General features: G+C 65.4%; 16 protein-coding genes. 8 read left to right on the top strand and 8 right to left on the bottom strand.

The features are described 5' to 3' along the window. Positions 1-10: 10 nt before the first annotated feature. From QZL87_RS08280 to QZL87_RS08260, 5 genes are all read left to right on the top strand, one after another. Positions 11-1609, top strand: a complete 1599-nt coding sequence (locus tag QZL87_RS08280) for a carboxyl transferase domain-containing protein (protein WP_295326244.1) — start codon at positions 11-13, stop codon at positions 1607-1609. 2 nt (positions 1610-1611) lie between these two features. Next, the gene (locus tag QZL87_RS08275) at positions 1612-2175 is read left to right on the top strand and encodes a hypothetical protein (protein WP_295326242.1); all 564 of its coding nucleotides are present in this window, start codon (positions 1612-1614) and stop codon (positions 2173-2175) included. Next, positions 2172-4010, top strand: a complete 1839-nt coding sequence (locus QZL87_RS08270; protein ID WP_295326240.1) for an acetyl/propionyl/methylcrotonyl-CoA carboxylase subunit alpha — start codon at positions 2172-2174, stop codon at positions 4008-4010. The genes QZL87_RS08275 and QZL87_RS08270 overlap by 4 nt, the downstream gene beginning before the upstream one ends. A gap of 103 nt (positions 4011-4113) precedes the next feature. Continuing rightward, positions 4114-4566, top strand: coding sequence for a MaoC family dehydratase (locus QZL87_RS08265; protein ID WP_295326238.1), 453 nt, complete (start codon positions 4114-4116; stop codon positions 4564-4566). Next, on the top strand, positions 4566-5417 hold the full coding sequence (locus tag QZL87_RS08260; protein ID WP_295326236.1) for a CoA ester lyase: 852 nt from the start codon (positions 4566-4568) through the stop codon (positions 5415-5417). The genes QZL87_RS08265 and QZL87_RS08260 overlap by 1 nt, the downstream gene beginning before the upstream one ends. Here QZL87_RS08260 and QZL87_RS08255 read toward each other — a convergent pair. From QZL87_RS08255 to hisI, 5 genes are all read right to left on the bottom strand, one after another. Beyond that, complete coding sequence (locus tag QZL87_RS08255; protein WP_295326234.1) at positions 5414-6907, bottom strand: phospholipase D-like domain-containing protein; 1494 nt, start codon at positions 6905-6907, stop codon at positions 5414-5416. The two genes, QZL87_RS08260 and QZL87_RS08255, sit on opposite strands and share 4 nt — an antisense overlap. 44 nt (positions 6908-6951) lie before the next feature. Further along, a complete protein-coding gene (locus QZL87_RS08250) occupies positions 6952-8754 on the bottom strand; it encodes an acyl-CoA dehydrogenase C-terminal domain-containing protein (protein WP_295326232.1) in 1803 nt (600 codons plus the stop codon). Positions 8755-8827: 73 nt separating this feature from the next. Beyond that, positions 8828-9250, bottom strand: coding sequence for a MerR family DNA-binding transcriptional regulator (locus tag QZL87_RS08245; protein ID WP_295326230.1), 423 nt, complete (start codon positions 9248-9250; stop codon positions 8828-8830). A gap of 66 nt (positions 9251-9316) precedes the next feature. Further along, positions 9317-9892 carry a hypothetical protein gene (locus QZL87_RS08240; protein ID WP_295326228.1) on the bottom strand — a complete coding sequence of 192 codons (576 nt, stop codon included), beginning with the start codon at positions 9890-9892 and terminating at the stop codon, positions 9317-9319. Beyond that, entirely contained in the window at positions 9879-10259 is a 381-nt protein-coding gene (hisI, locus tag QZL87_RS08235) for a phosphoribosyl-AMP cyclohydrolase (protein ID WP_295326226.1), read from the bottom strand. The genes QZL87_RS08240 and hisI overlap by 14 nt, the downstream gene beginning before the upstream one ends. Before the next feature lie 155 nt (positions 10260-10414). Between hisI and purF the strand changes: the two genes are divergently transcribed. The 3 genes from purF to QZL87_RS08220 all read left to right on the top strand — a co-directional run bounded on the left by purF (position 10415) and on the right by QZL87_RS08220 (position 13061). Continuing rightward, complete coding sequence (purF, locus tag QZL87_RS08230; protein ID WP_294029313.1) at positions 10415-11872, top strand: amidophosphoribosyltransferase; 1458 nt, start codon at positions 10415-10417, stop codon at positions 11870-11872. Positions 11873-11876: 4 nt separating this feature from the next. After that, entirely contained in the window at positions 11877-12611 is a 735-nt protein-coding gene (locus tag QZL87_RS08225; RefSeq protein ID WP_295326223.1) for an SDR family NAD(P)-dependent oxidoreductase, read from the top strand. A gap of 63 nt (positions 12612-12674) precedes the next feature. After that, complete coding sequence (locus QZL87_RS08220; protein ID WP_295326221.1) at positions 12675-13061, top strand: hypothetical protein; 387 nt, start codon at positions 12675-12677, stop codon at positions 13059-13061. Between the two features lie 93 nt (positions 13062-13154). On the opposite strand, the gene QZL87_RS08215 is transcribed toward QZL87_RS08220, so the two are convergent. From QZL87_RS08215 to QZL87_RS08205, 3 genes are all read right to left on the bottom strand, one after another. Beyond that, positions 13155-14339, bottom strand: a complete 1185-nt coding sequence (locus QZL87_RS08215; RefSeq protein ID WP_295326218.1) for a serine hydrolase domain-containing protein — start codon at positions 14337-14339, stop codon at positions 13155-13157. A 19-nt stretch (positions 14340-14358) separates the two neighbouring features. Next, positions 14359-15639, bottom strand: coding sequence for a cyclopropane-fatty-acyl-phospholipid synthase family protein (locus tag QZL87_RS08210; RefSeq protein WP_295326216.1), 1281 nt, complete (start codon positions 15637-15639; stop codon positions 14359-14361). Positions 15640-15716: 77 nt separating this feature from the next. After that, a complete protein-coding gene (locus QZL87_RS08205) occupies positions 15717-16670 on the bottom strand; it encodes a metal-dependent hydrolase (protein WP_295326214.1) in 954 nt (317 codons plus the stop codon). Between the last annotated feature and the right edge of the window lie 8 nt (positions 16671-16678).

Below are 16678 nucleotides of genomic sequence, written 5' to 3'. Positions count from 1 at the left end.
ATTAGGAGACGTGAGCGCACCTGTTCTGGGCACGATGGTGAATAACGAGAGCGACGCGTTCCGCGCCAATGCCGCGCACAACCGCGCATTGCGCGACGAGCTGTATGCGCGCGTTGCCGAGGCGGCGCTCGGCGGCAACGAAAAGTCGCGCGAGCGGCATGTGAGCCGCGGCAAGCTGCTGCCGCGCGAGCGCGTCGAGCGGCTGCTCGATCCGGGCTCGCCCTTTCTCGAAATCGGCCAGCTGGCCGCGAACGACCTCTATGGGGGCGAAGTGCCCGGCGCCGGGATGATCGCCGGGATCGGCCGCGTATCGGGGCGACAGACGATGATCGTTTGCAACGACGCGACGGTGAAGGGCGGCACCTACTACCCGATGACCGTCAAGAAGCATCTCCGCGCGCAGGAGATTGCCGAGGCGAACCGCCTCCCCTGTATCTACCTCGTCGACTCGGGCGGCGCGAATCTGCCGCATCAGGACCAGGTCTTTCCCGACCGCGACCATTTCGGGCGCATCTTCTTCAACCAGGCGAATATGAGCGCGAAGCGCATCCCGCAGATCGCCTGCGTGATGGGGAGTTGCACGGCGGGCGGCGCCTATGTCCCCGCGATGAGCGACGAGACGGTGATCGTCCGCAATCAGGGCACGATTTTCCTCGCCGGCCCGCCGCTGGTGAAGGCGGCGACGGGTGAAGAAATCAGCGCCGAGGATCTGGGCGGCGGCGATCTGCATGCGAAGAAATCGGGTGTGGTCGATCACCTCGCCGAGAATGACGAACATGCGCTGACCATCGTGCGCGACATCGTGAGCCACCTCGGCGCCGACGAGGGTTTCAAGGTCGAGATGAAGGAGCCGCGGCCGCCGAAATATGATGCGGAAGAGCTATACGGCATCATTCCGCAGGACGTGCGCGCACCCTATGATGTTCACGAGGTGATTGCGCGCATCGTCGACGGCAGCGAGTTCCACGAATTCAAGGCGAATTACGGCAGCACCCTCGTCTGCGGCTTCGCGCATATATGGGGCATTCCGGTCGCGATCCTCGCGAACAACGGCGTGCTGTTCAGCGAAAGCGCGGTCAAGGGCGCGCATTTCATCGAGCTGGCGCAGCAGCGGCGCATTCCCCTGCTCTTCCTCCAGAACATCAGCGGCTTCATGGTCGGCGGGAAATATGAGGCCGAAGGGATCGCCAAGCATGGCGCGAAGCTGGTGACGGCGGTGGCGACCGCGACGGTGCCGAAGATCACCGTGCTGATCGGCGGCAGCTTCGGCGCGGGCAATTACGGCATGTGCGGGCGCGCCTATAGCCCGCGCTTCCTCTTCACCTGGCCCAATGCGCGGATCAGCGTGATGGGAGGCGAACAGGCGGCGTCGGTGCTGGCGACCGTCCACCGCGACGCCGACAAATGGACGCCCGAAGAAGCCGAAGCCTTCAAGGCGCCGATCCGCCAGAAATATGAGGATGAGGGCAACCCCTATCACGCCACCGCGCGGCTATGGGACGATGGCATCATCGACCCCGCGCAGACGCGCGACGTGCTGGGGCTGGCTTTTGCGGCGACGCTGAACGCGCCGGTCGAGGACCGCGGCTTCGGCGTGTTCAGGATGTGACGATGTTGCAACCGAGCCACCCGTCATTCCGGTTCCGCAGCGTCGTGCTTTTCCCGCTTCTGGCGCTTTTGTCGGCACCGGCTGTTGCCCAGATGCCGGTCAACGTGCCTTCGGCCAAGCTTCCCGAACGATCGCCCCAAGAACGGCTGGAGCAAGGGGTGCGAAATCTGTTCGAACTGCTTGCCAAACCGGATCCGCGTTACCAGACGTTCGTCCACTTCACCGACAAGACGCGACTTTGGTTTGTCATGACCAGCGCGGGGCTCGCCGATGCCGAATTGACCGACGGTCAGGCCGCCCGCGACATTCTGGCGGCGATGTTCGGCCCGGAATCGGGGATCAACCCGAGTTTCGGCGCACCCGACATCACAATCGACGGCGCATTCGGGCGCGCGACTTTACCCATCACCGTTCATGAGGGAACCAAGCCGCCGGAATGCGGGACGGCTTATGTCGATGCGGTGCTGGAACCGCCGGGTCCTTGGGCAAAGACGCCCGAACAAGGCTTGTGGCGCTTCACCCAGATTACCCTGTCATTCGAAAAGTTCAGGAAATGTCCGGCATGATCACCTCCCTCCTCATCGCCAATCGTGGCGAAATCGCCTGCCGCATCATCCGCACCGCGCGCGAAATGGGTATCAGGACCGTTGTGGTCTACTCAGATGCCGATGCCAAGGCGCTGCATGTGCGCGAGGCCGACGAAGCCGTGCATATCGGACCGTCGCCCGCGCGCGAATCCTATCTGATCGGCGAGAAGATCATCGCTGCCGCCAAGGCGACCGGGGCCGAGGCGATCCATCCGGGTTACGGCTTCCTGTCGGAGAATGCAGAGTTCGCGCAGGCGGTCGCCGATGCGGGGCTCGTGTGGGTCGGGCCGAAGCCTTCGTCGATCACGGCGATGGGCCTCAAGGACGCCGCGAAGAAGCTGATGGCCGAAGCCGGGGTGCCGGTGACGCCAGGCTATATGGGCGAGAATCAGGACCCGGCCTTCCTCGCCGAGCGGGCGGCGGAGATCGGCTATCCCGTGCTGATCAAGGCAGTCGCGGGCGGCGGCGGCAAGGGGATGCGCAAGGTCGATGCGGCAGCCGATTTCGCCGACGCGCTCGCCTCGTGCCAGCGCGAGGCCGCGTCCAGTTTCGGCGACGACCGCGTGCTGATCGAACGCTATCTGCAGAAGCCGCGCCACATCGAGATCCAGGTGTTCGCCGATACGCACGGCAATTGCGTGTACCTGTTCGAGCGCGACTGCTCGCTCCAGCGGCGCCACCAGAAAGTGATCGAGGAGGCCCCCGCCCCCGGCATGGACGAAGCGACACGCGCCGAACTATGCGCCGCCGCGGTGCGCGCGGCGAAAGCGGTCGATTATGTCGGCGCGGGGACGATCGAGTTCATCGCCGACGCGTCGGAGGGCCTCCGCGCCGACCGCATCTGGTTCATGGAAATGAACACGCGGCTGCAGGTCGAGCATCCGGTGACCGAGGAGATCACCGGCGTCGACCTTGTCGAATGGCAGCTGCGCGTCGCGTCGGGCGAGCCGATCCCGCTCAAGCAGGAAGAACTCGCGATCAACGGCTGGGCGATGGAAGCGCGGCTCTATGCCGAGGATCCCGCCAAGGGTTTCCTCCCCTCGATCGGCACGCTCGAACTGTTCCAGCTTCCCGAGCATCTCGGCCGCGTCGACACCGGCGTCTATGAAGGCGCCGAGGTCTCACCCTTCTATGACCCGATGATCGCCAAGGTCATCGCCTGGGGCGAGGATCGCGAGGAAGCGCGCGAGCTTTTGTCGGAGATGCTCGAAGACAGCGCGATCTGGCCGGTGAAAACCAATTCGGCGTTTCTGTTGAGTGCGCTCGATCATCCCGATTTCGTCGCCGGCACCGTCGATACTGGGCTGATCGGCCGCGACGGCGACGCGATGACCGAGGAGCCGGAGCCGAGCGCGCAGGCGCTGACCAACGCCGCGATGGCGATGGTGCCGCGTGCGCTGCAATCGGGCTTCCGTCTCAACGCCCCCGACGTCCGCACCGCCCCCTTCCTGCTCGACGGCAAGCGCGTCGATGTGGCGCTTCACGGCCCCGGCGCCGAAGAACCGGCCCCCGCGATGCTCGTCGCCGAACGCGGCTCGGTGTGGCAGCTCGCACCCTGGCGCGCCGAGGGCGGCGCGGGCGGCGCGGCGGGCGACGGCGCGATCCTGTCGCCGATGCCCGGCAAGATCATCGCGGTGGACGTCGCCGCGGGCGACAAGGTGACCAAGGGGCAGAAACTGCTGACGCTCGAAGCGATGAAGATGGAACATAGCCTGACCGCACCGTTCGACGGCGTGGTCGCCGAACTCAATGCCGTCGCGGGCGCGCAGGTGCAGGTCGAGGCGCTGCTCGCGAAGATCGAGGCAGACGATTAACTTCAATCCGTTCGTGCTGAGCTTGTCGAAGCACTGTCCTTCCTTTTACGTCGCAAAGACAAGAGCAGCCCTTCGACAAGCTCAGGGCAAACGGAGATAAGAAATGGCAGGCAGATTTTTCGACGAATGGGCTATCGGCGACACGCTGGCGCACGACATCCGCCGCACCGTCACCGAGACCGACAATCTGCTCTTCACCACGATGACGCACAATCCGCAGCCACTCCACCTCGACATCGAGGCGGCGAAGGCTTCGGAGTTCGGGCAGATCCTCGTCAACGGCACCTTCACCTTCAGCCTGATGGTCGGGCTGTCCGTCGGCGACACGACGCTCGGCACGCTCGTCGCCAACCTCGGCTACGACAGGCTGGTGATGCCGAAGCCGGTGTTCATCGGCGACACCCTGCGCGCGACGAGCGAGATCATCGGCCTGAAGGAATCGAAATCGCGGCCGAATGCGGGTATCGTCACCTTCCTCCACCGCGCGATCAACCAGCGCGATGAAATCGTCTGCCAGTGCGAACGCTCCGCGCTGATCAAGAAGAAGGACGCCTGATGCGCCTCCGCTCCCTCCTCTTCGTCCCCGGCGACCGGCCCGAACGCTTTGCCAAGGCCGCGGCGTCGGGCGCCGATGCGATCATCCTCGACCTCGAGGATTCGGTCGCGCTCGCAAACAAGGAAGCGGCGCGCAGCGCGGTCGCCGACTATCTTTCGGGCGAGCGGGAGGTCATCACATTGGTGCGCGTCAATCCGCTCGATGGGCATATGACCGCCGCCGACGTCGCCGCGATCATCGGCGGCCGCCCCGACGCGATCATGCTGCCCAAGGCCGAAGGCGCGCCGAGCATCCTGCAACTCGACACCATATTGCGCAGCGAATCCGCGCCCGAAGCGTCGCTGCCCGCGATCCTGCCCATCGCAACCGAAACGCCTGCCGCGCTCTTCACACTCGGCAGCTACCGCGACGTCAAGGATCGCCTGCTCGGCCTGACCTGGGGCGCGGAGGATCTGCCCGCAGCGATCGGTGCGACGACCAGCCGGCACGAGGACGGCAGCTACACCTCACCCTATGAGGTCGCGCGCGCGCTGACCCTGTTCGCGGCGCATGGCGCGAGCACTGCCGCGATCGACACCGTATTCCCCGCGATCAAGGACGAAGCCGGTCTCGCCGCCTATGCGGCCCGTGCGCGGCGCGACGGCTTTACCGGCATGATGGCGATCCATCCGTCGCAGGTCGGTCCGATCAACGCCGCCTTCACGCCCTCGGCCGAAGAAGTCGCGCGCGCGCACGCGATCGTCGATGCCTTCGCGGCCAACCCGGGGGTCGGCGTGCTCCAGGTCGACGGCAAGATGGTCGACGCGCCGCACCTCAAGCAGGCGCATCATATCCTGTCGCTAGCCGACTAGGTCTTTCGCCGGAAAGGCCGGTGCCGCCGCATCCAGTCGCGGCCGCGATGCCAGCTCTTCCTGAGCCCGCGCTCGGTCAGGCTTTCGAACATGTCGTCGGGGCTCGTCGGATCGAGCAGTTCGTTTTCAGCAATGAATTCGTCGAACGGGCCCGGCTTGACGAGATCGAGCAGTTCGAGCGAACGCCCCTTGCCGCGCAGCGCCTCGATCGTCGCGATCAGCGATCCTGTGGCCTCGAAGCGGCCGCCGACCTCGGCCGGATCGACGCCCAGATGCTCGGCAATCAGCGATTCGCGCAGGCGCCGGATCACCCCTTCGACGCCGGCGTTCGCCGGCAAGGCGGCGTCGATCGTCACGTCGCATTCGCTGTCGAGCCCCATCGAACGATTGTTCATATTGGCGGAACCGACGCGCAGCAGCCGGTCGTCGACCACCGCGGTCTTGGCATGGACATAGATGGGATCGCCCTTCACCGTGCGCGGATAATAGATTTTCAGCCGGTCGCCATGTTTCGCCTTCGCGATTTCGCGGACGAGCCCGACGCGCGCGGCGTCCATCGCCATCTGCTCGAGCCAGCCATCGGCGGTTTCGGGCATCACCATCACGAATTCGGGCGGGTCCTCCTCGTCCAGCCGCTCGGCAATCGCGGCGGCGATCTTGCCGCAGGTGAAATATTGATTTTCGAAATAGACGAAGCGTTTCGCGGCCGCGATCATGTCGAGATATAGCTGCTCGATCTCGCGGATTTCCTCGAAACCGTCATATTCGGCGCGCGTGCGCGAAATGGCGACGTCAACGCGCTCGAAATCGGACTCCAGATCGTCGGGCCAATTCTCGCCCTTGCCCGTCAGATCGCGGAGCGGCTTTTTTGTCGCGCGCTGCCAGCGTTCATTACCGAGGTCGGCGAGCGCGTTGCCGACCGGCCCCGCCAAGATCATCGTGCTGTCGTGCCACGGCATATAGGCTTTGCCGTCGGGCGCGGTGCGATGCGGGTCGCCGTCCTTGTGACCCCGCGTATCCCAGCGGCGCGCGCCGACGTCGATCCCGCCGCACACGGCGAGATGGTCGTCGAACACCGCGACCTTCTGGTGATGGCTGCACCCCAGCGGATGGGCGCTATCGAGGCGGAAGCTGATTGCGCGCGTCAGTTTCCAGCGCGCGACCATCGACAGGATGCGCGGCACCGCAAACTGTTTGAGCCCGCCGAAATTCCAGCGCAATATGTCGATGTCGCGATCGGGCTTTTCGTGCGCGAGCCGCAGCAGATAGTCGCCGAGCGGCTCACCCTTGCCTTCCCTGTCGGGCTTCAGCGCGATGCGCGGATCGAAGTCCCAGCCGATGAGCAGGATGCGCTCTTTCGCATCGGCCATCAGCCGTTCGAGCAGCGCGTAATAGTCGGCGGCGTCGACGATCATCCGCGCCTTGTCGGCGCGCTCGATCCGCCAGCAATTGCGGCCTGCGACGACTATCGGTGCGACTTCGGTCCCCATCGCTGCCACCACGCATGATGGCGGCGATGGTTGCAAGGGGAAAATCAGGCAGCGAAGAATTGCTCGGGGGTGAGCGCCATCATCGCTTCGCTGCCCGCTTCGATCTTGCGGCGCAGCGATCCCGCGTCGGGCAGGAAACGCTCGCCGAAATGGCGCGCGGTGACGATCTTGGCTTCGAGGAACGCCTTGTTGCCGCGCCCTTCGCCCAGCGCCGCCTGCGCCGCCTCGGCCATGCGCAGCCACATCAGGCCCAATGCGACGATGCCGGTGATGTGCATATAATGATGCGCGCCCGCGCCCACATTGTCGGGGTTTGTCATGCCGTTCTGCATGAACCACATCGTCGCGGCCTTGAGCTCGCCATTCGCCTTTTCGAGACGGGCGGCAAAATCGGCCAATGCCGGCTTGTCCTTCGCTGCGGCGCATTCGGCGTCGACGATGGCGAAGAAGGCCTGAATCGCGCGTCCGCCATTCTGCGCGAGCTTGCGGCCGACGAGGTCCATCGCCTGCACGCCGTTCGCGCCTTCGTAGATCATCGTGATGCGGGCATCGCGGACATATTGGCTCATGCCTTGCTCTTCGATGTAGCCGTGGCCGCCGAACACCTGCTGCGCATTGGTCGCGACCTCATAGCCCTTGTCGGTGCCATAGCCCTTGATCACCGGAGTGAGGAGGCTGACGAGATCGTCGGCCTGCTGACGTTCCTCCTCGCTTTCGGCGAGGTGCGCCAGGTCGACCTGAAGCGCCCCCCAGACGCAGAGTGCGCGCAGCCCTTCGACGGTCGCCTTGGCATCCATCAGCATGCGGCGCACGTCGGGATGGACGAACAGCGGATCGGCCTTTTCCTGCGGGTCCTTGGGTCCGGTCAGCGCGCGGCCCTGGCGGCGGTCCTGCGCATATTGGACGGCGTTCTGGAAGGCGATGTCCGCCTGCCCCAGCCCCTGGATGCCGACGCCGAGGCGCGCGGCGTTCATCATGATGAACATCGCAGCGAGCCCCTTATTCTCCTCGCCGACCATCCAGCCCTTGGCGCCGTCGTAATTCATCACGCAGGTCGAATTGGCGTGGATGCCCATCTTGTGCTCGATCGAACCGCACGACAGGCTGTTCCGTTCGCCGAGCGAGCCATCGTCGTTCACGAGGAATTTCGGCACGATGAAGAGCGAGATGCCCTTGACGCTGTCGGGAGCGTCGGGGGTCTTGGCGAGAACGAGGTGGACGATATTGTCGGTGAGATCATGCTCGCCCGACGAGATGAAGATCTTCGTCCCCGTGACGGCATAGCTGCCGTCGCCGTTCGGCACCGCGCGCGTGCGGATAAGGCCGAGGTCGGTGCCGCAATGCGGCTCGGTCAGGTTCATCGTCCCGCCCCATTCGCCCGACACCATTTTGGGAACGTAAAGCTGCTTCTGTTCTTCCGAGCCCTTGGCAAGGATGGCAGCGATCGCGCCCTGCGTCAGCCCCGGATACATGGCGAAGGCCTGGTTCGCCGCCATGCGATATTCCTCGGCCGGAAATCCGATGACGTGCGGCAGCCCCTGTCCGCCGAATTCCTCGGGTTGAGTGAGGAGCGTCCAGCCCGCATCGCAATAGGCCTTATAGGCTTCCTTGAAACCCTTCGGCGTCGTGACGCTGCCGTCGTCGTGCCGCGTGCAGCCTTCGAGGTCGCCCGACTGGTTGATCGGGAACAGCACCTCCTCGCAGAACTTGCCCGCCTCGGTGAGCACCGCCTCGATCATGTCGGGAGTCGCGTTGGCGAAGCCGGGAAGGTTCGCATAGCGTTCGACGCCGAGCACGTCGTTGAGGAGGAAAAGCGTATCCTGCACGGGAGCGCGATAGACGGGCATAGGAAATCCTTCTGAAAAGCGGTTCTGCTATGTCTTTGCCCGGGGAGAGGCCGAGAGTCGCCGGCGGATCGGCCTATTGGCCCGCGTCGACCTTCTTCACCGTTTCGATGAAGCGTGACAGCTCATCTACAGCGCTGTCAATATCGTCGCGCTGGCGACGGAGCAGCGCGATGCGCTCCTCGCATTTCTCGATCGTCACCTGCCGCTGCAATTTGCGGCCGTCGCCGACGTCGTAAAGGTCGATCATCTCACGAATGTCGGCGAGGCTGAACCCGGTGCGCTTCGCGCGCAAGATCCACGCGAGCCGCGCGCGGTCGCGCTTCGAATAGATGCGCGACAGGCCCTTGCGCGACGGGCTGATCAGCCCTTCGTCCTCATAGAAGCGCAGCGCGCGGGCGGTGACCCCGAACTCGGTCGACAAGTCGGTGATGCTGAATTGCTCGCGCCCCAGATGATCGGGCGTATCGATATGGGCGTGGCCGTAGGCTTCGGTCATGCCGGAGAAACTAGTTTCCGTTGACGTGAACGTCAATAGCGCCGGATCGCGCGATTGCCGGGCGGTTCAACCCGCGCAGGGACGTGTCATATTGCCGCTTCGGTCGGTGATCCGCAAGCCCCTCGCATCGTCGGCCGACCAACTCGCGCGCGGCAGGCGCAAACCCGACAGCGAGGCGCGGCTCGGGCAGAGGCGCGCGCATTGCGGCGGCAGCCGCCCGGGCAGGCGCAATTCATCCTCTTCCTCATGCACCAACGCCTCGCAGCCCTCCGCCCCGGCAAAGCGCATCCGCCACCTGTCGCCCTCGCGCGCCATCGTTCCAGTCGCAAGGCAGGACAGCGTCGTTCCGAAGGAAGCGGTGACAGCGAAGCGCCATTTCCCGGCGCCGTCGGGAACGACGCACATCGCGTCACGGCCGAGGTCGTGCCGGCGCTCGAACACACCGACGGGCGAATCCGCTTCGGGACGAACGACGCCGCGCTCGCGCGCCATGGCGTACGCATACGCACCGCGGACGCCGCGCTCGCGCGCCGCGACCTCCAGTGGATTGCCGGCGTCGATCCCCTTGGCGTCGGGTTCGGGCCGCTCGCACCCCCCAAGTAGCAGCGCCGCCAGCGCCAGAAGAGCGTCAGCCTTGCGCATCGTCCGCCAGAAAGCTCAGCGTGCCGTCGGGCTCGATGCGGCGATAGAAGCAGGAGCGGCGCCCGGTGTGGCAGGCCGGCCCCGCGGGCCTCACGCGCAGCAGCAGCGCGTCCTGATCGCAATCGACGCGCATCTCGACGAGCGTCAGCCCGTTGCCCGAGGTTTCGCCCTTGCGCCACAGCGCAGCGCGCGAGCGCGACCAGAAATGCGCCTGCCCGGTCTCGCGCGTTTTGGCGATCGCCTCTTCGTTCATATGCGCGACCATCAGCAGGATGTGGCTGTCGGCGTCGGTGACGACCGCGGTCACCAGGCCCGCGGCGTCGAAACGCGGAAGAAATCGGTCGGTCGTGTCGCGCTGATCATCCATGAAAGGCGCTCTAGAGCAGGATTGAAGCCGCTGCCACCCCGTCCGTCGCGCCCCATGTTACAAATGCGTGATTAGGGGGGCGACATTTGCGATTGCCGTCCCTATATGCGCCGCAGTCACTGCCCCCCTGCCCCTGGCCCCGACCCTGGAATGACATGCTGACGACCCATCCTTTCGACGACGACAAGCTCCGTGAGGAGTGCGGCGTATTTGGTATCCATGGCGCCGACAGCGCCGCCGCGGTTGTCGCGCTGGGACTGCACGCCCTGCAGCACCGTGGACAGGAAGCCGCGGGCATCACCGCCTTTGACGGCAAGGATTTCCACACCCACCGCGCGATGGGCCATGTCGCGGGCAATTTCGACCGCGACGAGATCATCCGCCAGCTGGACGGTGCGTCGGCGATCGGCCATGTCCGCTATTCGACGACGGGCGAGACCGCGCTGCGCAACGTCCAGCCGCTCTTCGCCGACCTTGCGACCGGCGGTTTCGCGGTCGCGCACAATGGCAATATCTCGAACGCCGCGGCGCTGCGCAAGGTGCTCGTCCGCCGCGGTTCGATCTTCCAGTCGACGAGCGATACCGAGGTGATCATCCACCTCGTCGCGACGTCGAACTATCGCTCGCTGCTCGACCGCTTCATCGATGCGCTGAAGCAGGTCGAGGGCGCCTATTCGCTGATCTGCCTGACCGCAGAGGGCATGATCGGCTGCCGCGACCCGCTTGGCATCCGCCCGCTCGTGATCGGCAAGCTCGGCGACGCGCATATCCTCGCCTCCGAGACCGTCGCGCTCGATGTCGTCGGGGCGGAATTCGTGCGCTCGGTCGAGCCGGGCGAGCTCGTCATCGTCCGCGACGGCCAACTCACCTCGCACCGCCCCTTCGCCGAGCAGTCGGCGCGTCCGTGCATCTTCGAATATGTCTATTTCTCGCGTCCCGACTCGATCGTCGACGGGACGAGCGTCTATTCGGTGCGCAAGGCGATCGGCGCCGAACTGGCGCGCGAAAATCCGGTCGATGCCGACCTTGTCATCCCGGTGCCCGATTCGGGCACGCCCGCGGCGATCGGCTATGCGCAGGAATCGGGCATTCCGTTCGAGCTCGGCATCATCCGCTCGCACTATGTCGGCCGCACCTTCATCCAGCCGGGCGACAAGGTCCGCCACCTCGGCGTCAAATTGAAGCACAATGCCAACCGCGCGCTGATCGCGGGCAAGCGCATCGTGCTGATCGACGATTCGATCGTGCGCGGCACGACGAGCCTCAAGATCGTGCAGATGATGCGCGATGCCGGCGCCGCCGAAGTGCATATGCGGATCGCGAGCCCGCCGACCCAGCACAGCTGCTTCTACGGCGTGGATACGCCGGAACGTGCGAAATTGCTCGCGGCGCAGATGACGGTCGGTCAGATGGCGAATTTCATCAACGCCGACAGCCTCGCCTTCCTGACGATCGACGGCCTCTATCGCGCGCTCGGCGAGGCCGACCGCAAGCATGACGCGCCGCAATATTGCGACGCCTGCTTCACCGGCGACTATCCGACCACGCTGACCGATTTCGACGAGCATGGATTGGAAGATCAGTTTTCGCTGCTTGCCGAACGGGTTGTCTGACGCAATGATCACCAAGCCTGAAGAACTGGCGGGCCAGGTCGCGCTCGTCACCGGGGCAAGCCGCGGGATCGGTGAGGCGATCGCGGAATCGCTCGCGGCGCGCGGCGCGCATGTCGTGATCACCGCACGCACCGCGGGCGGGCTCGAGGAACTCGAGGATCGCATCCATGACGCGGGCGGCAGCGCGACGATCGCACCGCTCGACCTCACCGACGGCGACAGCATCGCGCGGCTCGCGAGCGCGATGGCCGAACGCTGGCAGCAGCTCGACATGCTCGTGCTCAACGCTGCGATGCTCGGCACGCTGACCCCCGTCGCGGCGATCGACGGCAAGGAATTCAACAAGACGCTGACGCTCAATTTGATCGCGCAGCAGGCGCTGATCGCCAATTTCGATCCATTGCTGCGCCGCGCCGCGAATGGCCGCCTGCTTGCGCTGTCGAGCGGCGTCGCGCGCGAGCCGAGGGCCTATTGGGGCGCCTATGCCGCGTCGAAGGCGGCGTTCGAGACGCTGGTGATGAGCTATGGCGCCGAAATGCGCAATATCTCGGGCGTGCGCACCGCGATCCTCGATCCCGGCGGCACCCGCACCCAGATGCGCGCGCGCGCCTATCCCGGCGAGGATCCGCAGAGCATCAAGGATCCGGCAGCGGTCGGCGAATATGTCGCGCAGCTAATGGTCGAGGGCTTCGACAGCACCGCGTTCCACGCACTACCCAAGGTCATGAAAAAAGCTTGAAGCCATCTTCGTTTTCCTGCGCTAAGATATTCGCATAAGAGGGTTTGCGAGGGCGCGGGAATAATGACCAAAACAGTTTTGCGATCGGCGATCGCCGCCGTGATCGGCATCGTCGTCGCTTTCGGGCTGATCTGGCTGGCGCAATATGCCGGCAGCGAGATTTCTCCCGACGTTTATGATCCAGACACCGGCGAAATCCTGATCCCTCTCGGATCGACGATCGCGCTCGTCGTCGGCTGGTTCGTCGGCACCTTCGCCGGCGGCTGGCTCGCAATGCGCGTGTCGGCGGGCACCGGCCCGGGCTGGATTGTCGCGGGCGCCGTCATCGGCGCCGCGCTCTATCGCGCCGTCACCCTCGCCGACAGCTGGTGGATCATGGCCGTCGGGGTGGCCGTGCCGCTGTTCGCGGCGTGGCTGGCGCAGCGCGCTGCGAGTATTGTCGCCGAATAAAAGCTCGTCGCCCCCGCGAAGGCGGGGGCCGCTGTCGGCGTGGCGCAGGGCTGCCAGCGGCCCCCGCCTTCGCGGGGGCGACGCTCGTTTTGCCTATTTGGCTTCCCTGTCCACCGCCGCCTGGACGCTCTTGTAGAAGGCTTCGCGCGCCGCGCCGACGCCTTCGGGGTCGGTCGCGGTCGGCCAGTTGCCGTTCGACGCGATCACCAGCTTGCGCTCGGGATCGATGAAGATGCCCTGCCCGAAGATTCCCTGCGCGGCGAAGCTGCCGTCGTCGTTCGTCCACCATTGATAGCCGTAGCCGCGGCCCGGAACGTCGATCCCCGCCTGCTTCGTCGTCGCCGAGGCGAGCCAGTCGTCGGGCAGCACCTTCTGGCCGCCCGCGACGCCGCCGTTCAGGATAAATTGCCCGAAGCGCGCATAATCCTTGAGGCTCGCCGACATGCAGCAGCCGCTGATCTCGTGCCCCGTCGGCCCGAGCATCCACACCGCATCCTGCTCCATGCCGAACGGCTTCCAGATCTTTTCGGACAGATATTGCGACAGCGTCTTGCCCGTCGCGCTCGACACGAGCACGCCGATCAGATTGGTCTCGCCGGTCTTGTACACCCACTTCGACCCGGCGGGTGCTTCGCGCGGCAAGGTCTTCATATAGCTGACCGTTATGTCCTCGCCCGCGACGGGCTTTTGCAGGTTGAACTGCGCGACGTCGGATTTGGGATCGGTATAATCCTCGTTCCATTTGACCCCCGAGGTCATCGTCAGCAGCTGCTTTACCGAGACATCATCATAGGCCGACCCCCTAAGTCCTGGGATATACGTCGTAACCTTGTCATCGAGGCTCTTGATATAGCCGTCCTTCACAGCCGCGCCGACAAGCGTCGAGGTGAAACTCTTTGCGACCGAAAAACTCGTCCAGCGCCCCGAGGCGCCATAGCCGAGCGCATATTTCTCGAGCCGGATCTTCCCGTCCTGAACGATGATCAGCCCCGCGTTGCGCTGCTTCGCCATATGGGCGTCGACATCGATACCGAGGTCGAGCGGCTTGCCCTGCGGCAGCGGATAGACGGCATCGCCCGCTTCGATCGCATTGACGACGACCTTCGGAACCGTCTCCATCGTGCGGAAGGCAGCGTCGCGTTGATCCTGGGTCCAGAACAGCACATTCAAATCCTTTGGCAGATCCTTTGACAGTTGATCGGTGGCTTGGGTGGTCGCGGGCGCGCTGCACCCCGCCGCCGCGGTGCTCAGCAGCACCGCCGCCCATAATCTTCGCATATGCCTCTCTCCCCTGTTTTCAGGCCGTCTTTTCGAGCGTGACCTGCGCGACGTCGATCCCGCCGCCGCGAAAGCCACCCTCGCAATATTGCAGATAATAGCGCCAGAGCCGGACGAAGCGTTCGTCGAACCCCGGCGGGAGCCGTTCGGCGGCGACCGCCGCGTCGAAGCGTTCGCGCCACTGGCGCAGCGTCTCGGCATAGTCCCCGCCGAAGCGGCGCACGTCGCGCCATGCGAGCCCTCTCGCCTCGGCCAGCGCGCGAAAGCGACTTTCCGAGATCAGGCAGCCGCCCGGAAAGATATAGGCCTGAATGAAGTCGCTGCTCGCCGCGTAACGCTCGAACAGCGCATCGTCGATCGAGATATACTGGATCGCCGCCTTGCCGCCCGGACGCAGCAGCCGCGCGATCGCGTCGAGATAGGCGGGCCAATAGGCCTCGCCCACCGCCTCGACCATCTCGACGCTGGCGATCGCGTCATAGGGGCCCTGCGCATCGCGATAGTCGCACAGTTCGATCCGCGAACGCCCCGACAGATCGACCGCATGGAGCCGCGCATCGGCGATTTCGGCTTGTGCGGGCGACAGGGTGACGCCGGTGTAGAGCACGTCGTGGCGTTCGACCGCCCGTTCGGCGAGCGCGCCCCAGCCGCAACCGATTTCAAGCAGCCGGCTCCCCGAACGCAGGTCGAGCCGGTCGAGGATCGCATCGATCTTCGCCGCCTGCGCCGCCTCGAGCGACTGGCCCGGATCGGCGAACAGTGCGCTCGAATAATTCATCGCATCGTCGAGCCACAAGCGATAGAAATCATTGCCCAAATCATAATGGGCGTGGATGTTTCGCCGGGCCCCGCGACGGTCGTTGCGGTTCAGCGCATGAATCGCGCGGTTGAGCCAGCGCCACGGCCCGCGTGCCCGCCCGGCGTTGCCCAGCGCCTCGCCATTGCGCATGAACAAGTCGAACAGCGGCACCGGATCGGGCGACGACCACTCCTGCGCTTCCCACGCCCGATACCAGCCGACCGAGCCCGACAGCGCGAGACGCGCGAGCGCCGTCCAGTCGTGAAGGTGGACAATCGCGGTGGGGCCCTTGCCGCGCCCGCCGAGCAGCCGCACGCTGCCATCAGGCAAATGACCCTCGATCGTGCCGAGCATCAGCCCCGCATCGATGCGGTCGAGCAGGCGGTGGAAAAGACGCGCGGGCGCCAGCGCGATGAGCCGCGCCATGCCGCCTCCCGCGCGATAGGCGCGATCGGCGCGGAGCAGTTCCTTGCCGCGGCGTGGGCTGACATGCGTGTTCATTGTCACCTTCCTGCCCCAAACGCACCGCGCTGACAATCGGTTGAAACGCGCGCCGCCCTGACGCCACGCGCGCAGGATCATTCGGGATAACTGGCCGTATCGGGCGCGGTCAGCCGCACCTGAAAGCGCTCCTGCGCGAGCGGGTGCATGAAACGCTGGTCGCGCAGCAGGATCGCGTCGCCGTCCTTTTGCGCCACCGGCATCCGCGACCAGAACAGGAAGGCGCGCGCCGCGGGATCGGCCTTCACCCAGGTCGCGAGGCGCGGATCGTCCATGCCCGTCGGGCTGCCGGTCAAATCGACGTGGCCGCCGATGCCGGGCACGAAACTCGCGGTGCCATAGCGATCGGCGGTGCGCCAGAAGATGTCGCGCTTCCAGAACGCCAGCGGCGGCGGGCTCGCGACGACGAGCGCATCCTTGCGCCCGCCCGCCTCGAGCGCGCTCGACGCCATGCGTTCGGCGGCACCGGTGATCAGGCCGTTGGCGAAGATATAGGCGCACACGACCGTGAAGCCGATCCACGCGGGGGGTTGCCAGTGCGTCGTCCCGCCCCGCTCGCGGCGGAGCGACAGCCAGACCGACAAGCCGAGCGCGATCCATATCCACAGGTCGATGATGAAGATGCTGTCGCCATAGAACCAGCGATGGCTGAACGGTTCAAGCAGGCGGATGCCGTAATTGTTGAGCCAGTCGAGCGCCGGATGGCTGAGACAGCCGATATAGGCGAGCGCGAGCAGCCAACCTTTGTGAATCGGCGACCGCCCCGCCGGACGCTTGCCCCGCCGCCCCTGCCAGCGGTCGAAAGCGAGCATCAGCGCCCACAGCAGGATCGGCAGCAGGACGAGCGCGATCGGCCCGTGCGTGATCCCGCGCCGCATCGACAGCGACTCGATCCCATAGATCGCGCAGCCGGCGTCGATATCGGGCAGGTTCGCCGCGATGATCAGCGTCGGCATCGCCAGCCCGGTCTTCTCCTTGAGCCCCATCTGGCCCAGCAGAGCACCGACGAGGCTGTGGGTCAGATTATCCATGTCGGTGG

It is taken from the genome of uncultured Sphingopyxis sp. (genome assembly GCF_900078365.1).
Classification (GTDB): domain Bacteria; phylum Pseudomonadota; class Alphaproteobacteria; order Sphingomonadales; family Sphingomonadaceae; genus Sphingopyxis.
Note: the sequence above shows the minus strand (reverse complement) of the source record. Positions and strands in the feature narration are given on the sequence as shown.

Bases quoted from the DNA above. Each gene is read 5' to 3' on its own strand.
- QZL87_RS08225 (WP_295326223.1), top strand. From the start codon at position 11,877: ATGATCACCAAGCCTGAAGAACTGGCGGGCCAGGTCGCGCTCGTCACC.
- QZL87_RS08220 (WP_295326221.1), top strand. From the start codon at position 12,675: ATGACCAAAACAGTTTTGCGATCGGCGATCGCCGCCGTGATCGGCATC.
- QZL87_RS08255 (WP_295326234.1), bottom strand. From the start codon at position 6,907: ATGGGGACCGAAGTCGCACCGATAGTCGTCGCAGGCCGCAATTGCTGG.
- QZL87_RS08250 (WP_295326232.1), bottom strand. From the start codon at position 8,754: ATGCCCGTCTATCGCGCTCCCGTGCAGGATACGCTTTTCCTCCTCAAC.
- QZL87_RS08275 (WP_295326242.1), top strand. From the start codon at position 1,612: ATGTTGCAACCGAGCCACCCGTCATTCCGGTTCCGCAGCGTCGTGCTT.
- QZL87_RS08240 (WP_295326228.1), bottom strand. From the start codon at position 9,892: ATGCGCAAGGCTGACGCTCTTCTGGCGCTGGCGGCGCTGCTACTTGGG.
- QZL87_RS08245 (WP_295326230.1), bottom strand. From the start codon at position 9,250: ATGACCGAAGCCTACGGCCACGCCCATATCGATACGCCCGATCATCTG.
- QZL87_RS08260 (WP_295326236.1), top strand. From the start codon at position 4,566: ATGCGCCTCCGCTCCCTCCTCTTCGTCCCCGGCGACCGGCCCGAACGC.
- QZL87_RS08270 (WP_295326240.1), top strand. From the start codon at position 2,172: ATGATCACCTCCCTCCTCATCGCCAATCGTGGCGAAATCGCCTGCCGC.
- QZL87_RS08215 (WP_295326218.1), bottom strand. From the start codon at position 14,339: ATGCGAAGATTATGGGCGGCGGTGCTGCTGAGCACCGCGGCGGCGGGG.
- hisI (WP_295326226.1), bottom strand. From the start codon at position 10,259: ATGGATGATCAGCGCGACACGACCGACCGATTTCTTCCGCGTTTCGAC.
- purF (WP_294029313.1), top strand. From the start codon at position 10,415: ATGCTGACGACCCATCCTTTCGACGACGACAAGCTCCGTGAGGAGTGC.
- QZL87_RS08205 (WP_295326214.1), bottom strand. From the start codon at position 16,670: ATGGATAATCTGACCCACAGCCTCGTCGGTGCTCTGCTGGGCCAGATG.
- QZL87_RS08265 (WP_295326238.1), top strand. From the start codon at position 4,114: ATGGCAGGCAGATTTTTCGACGAATGGGCTATCGGCGACACGCTGGCG.
- QZL87_RS08210 (WP_295326216.1), bottom strand. From the start codon at position 15,639: ATGAACACGCATGTCAGCCCACGCCGCGGCAAGGAACTGCTCCGCGCC.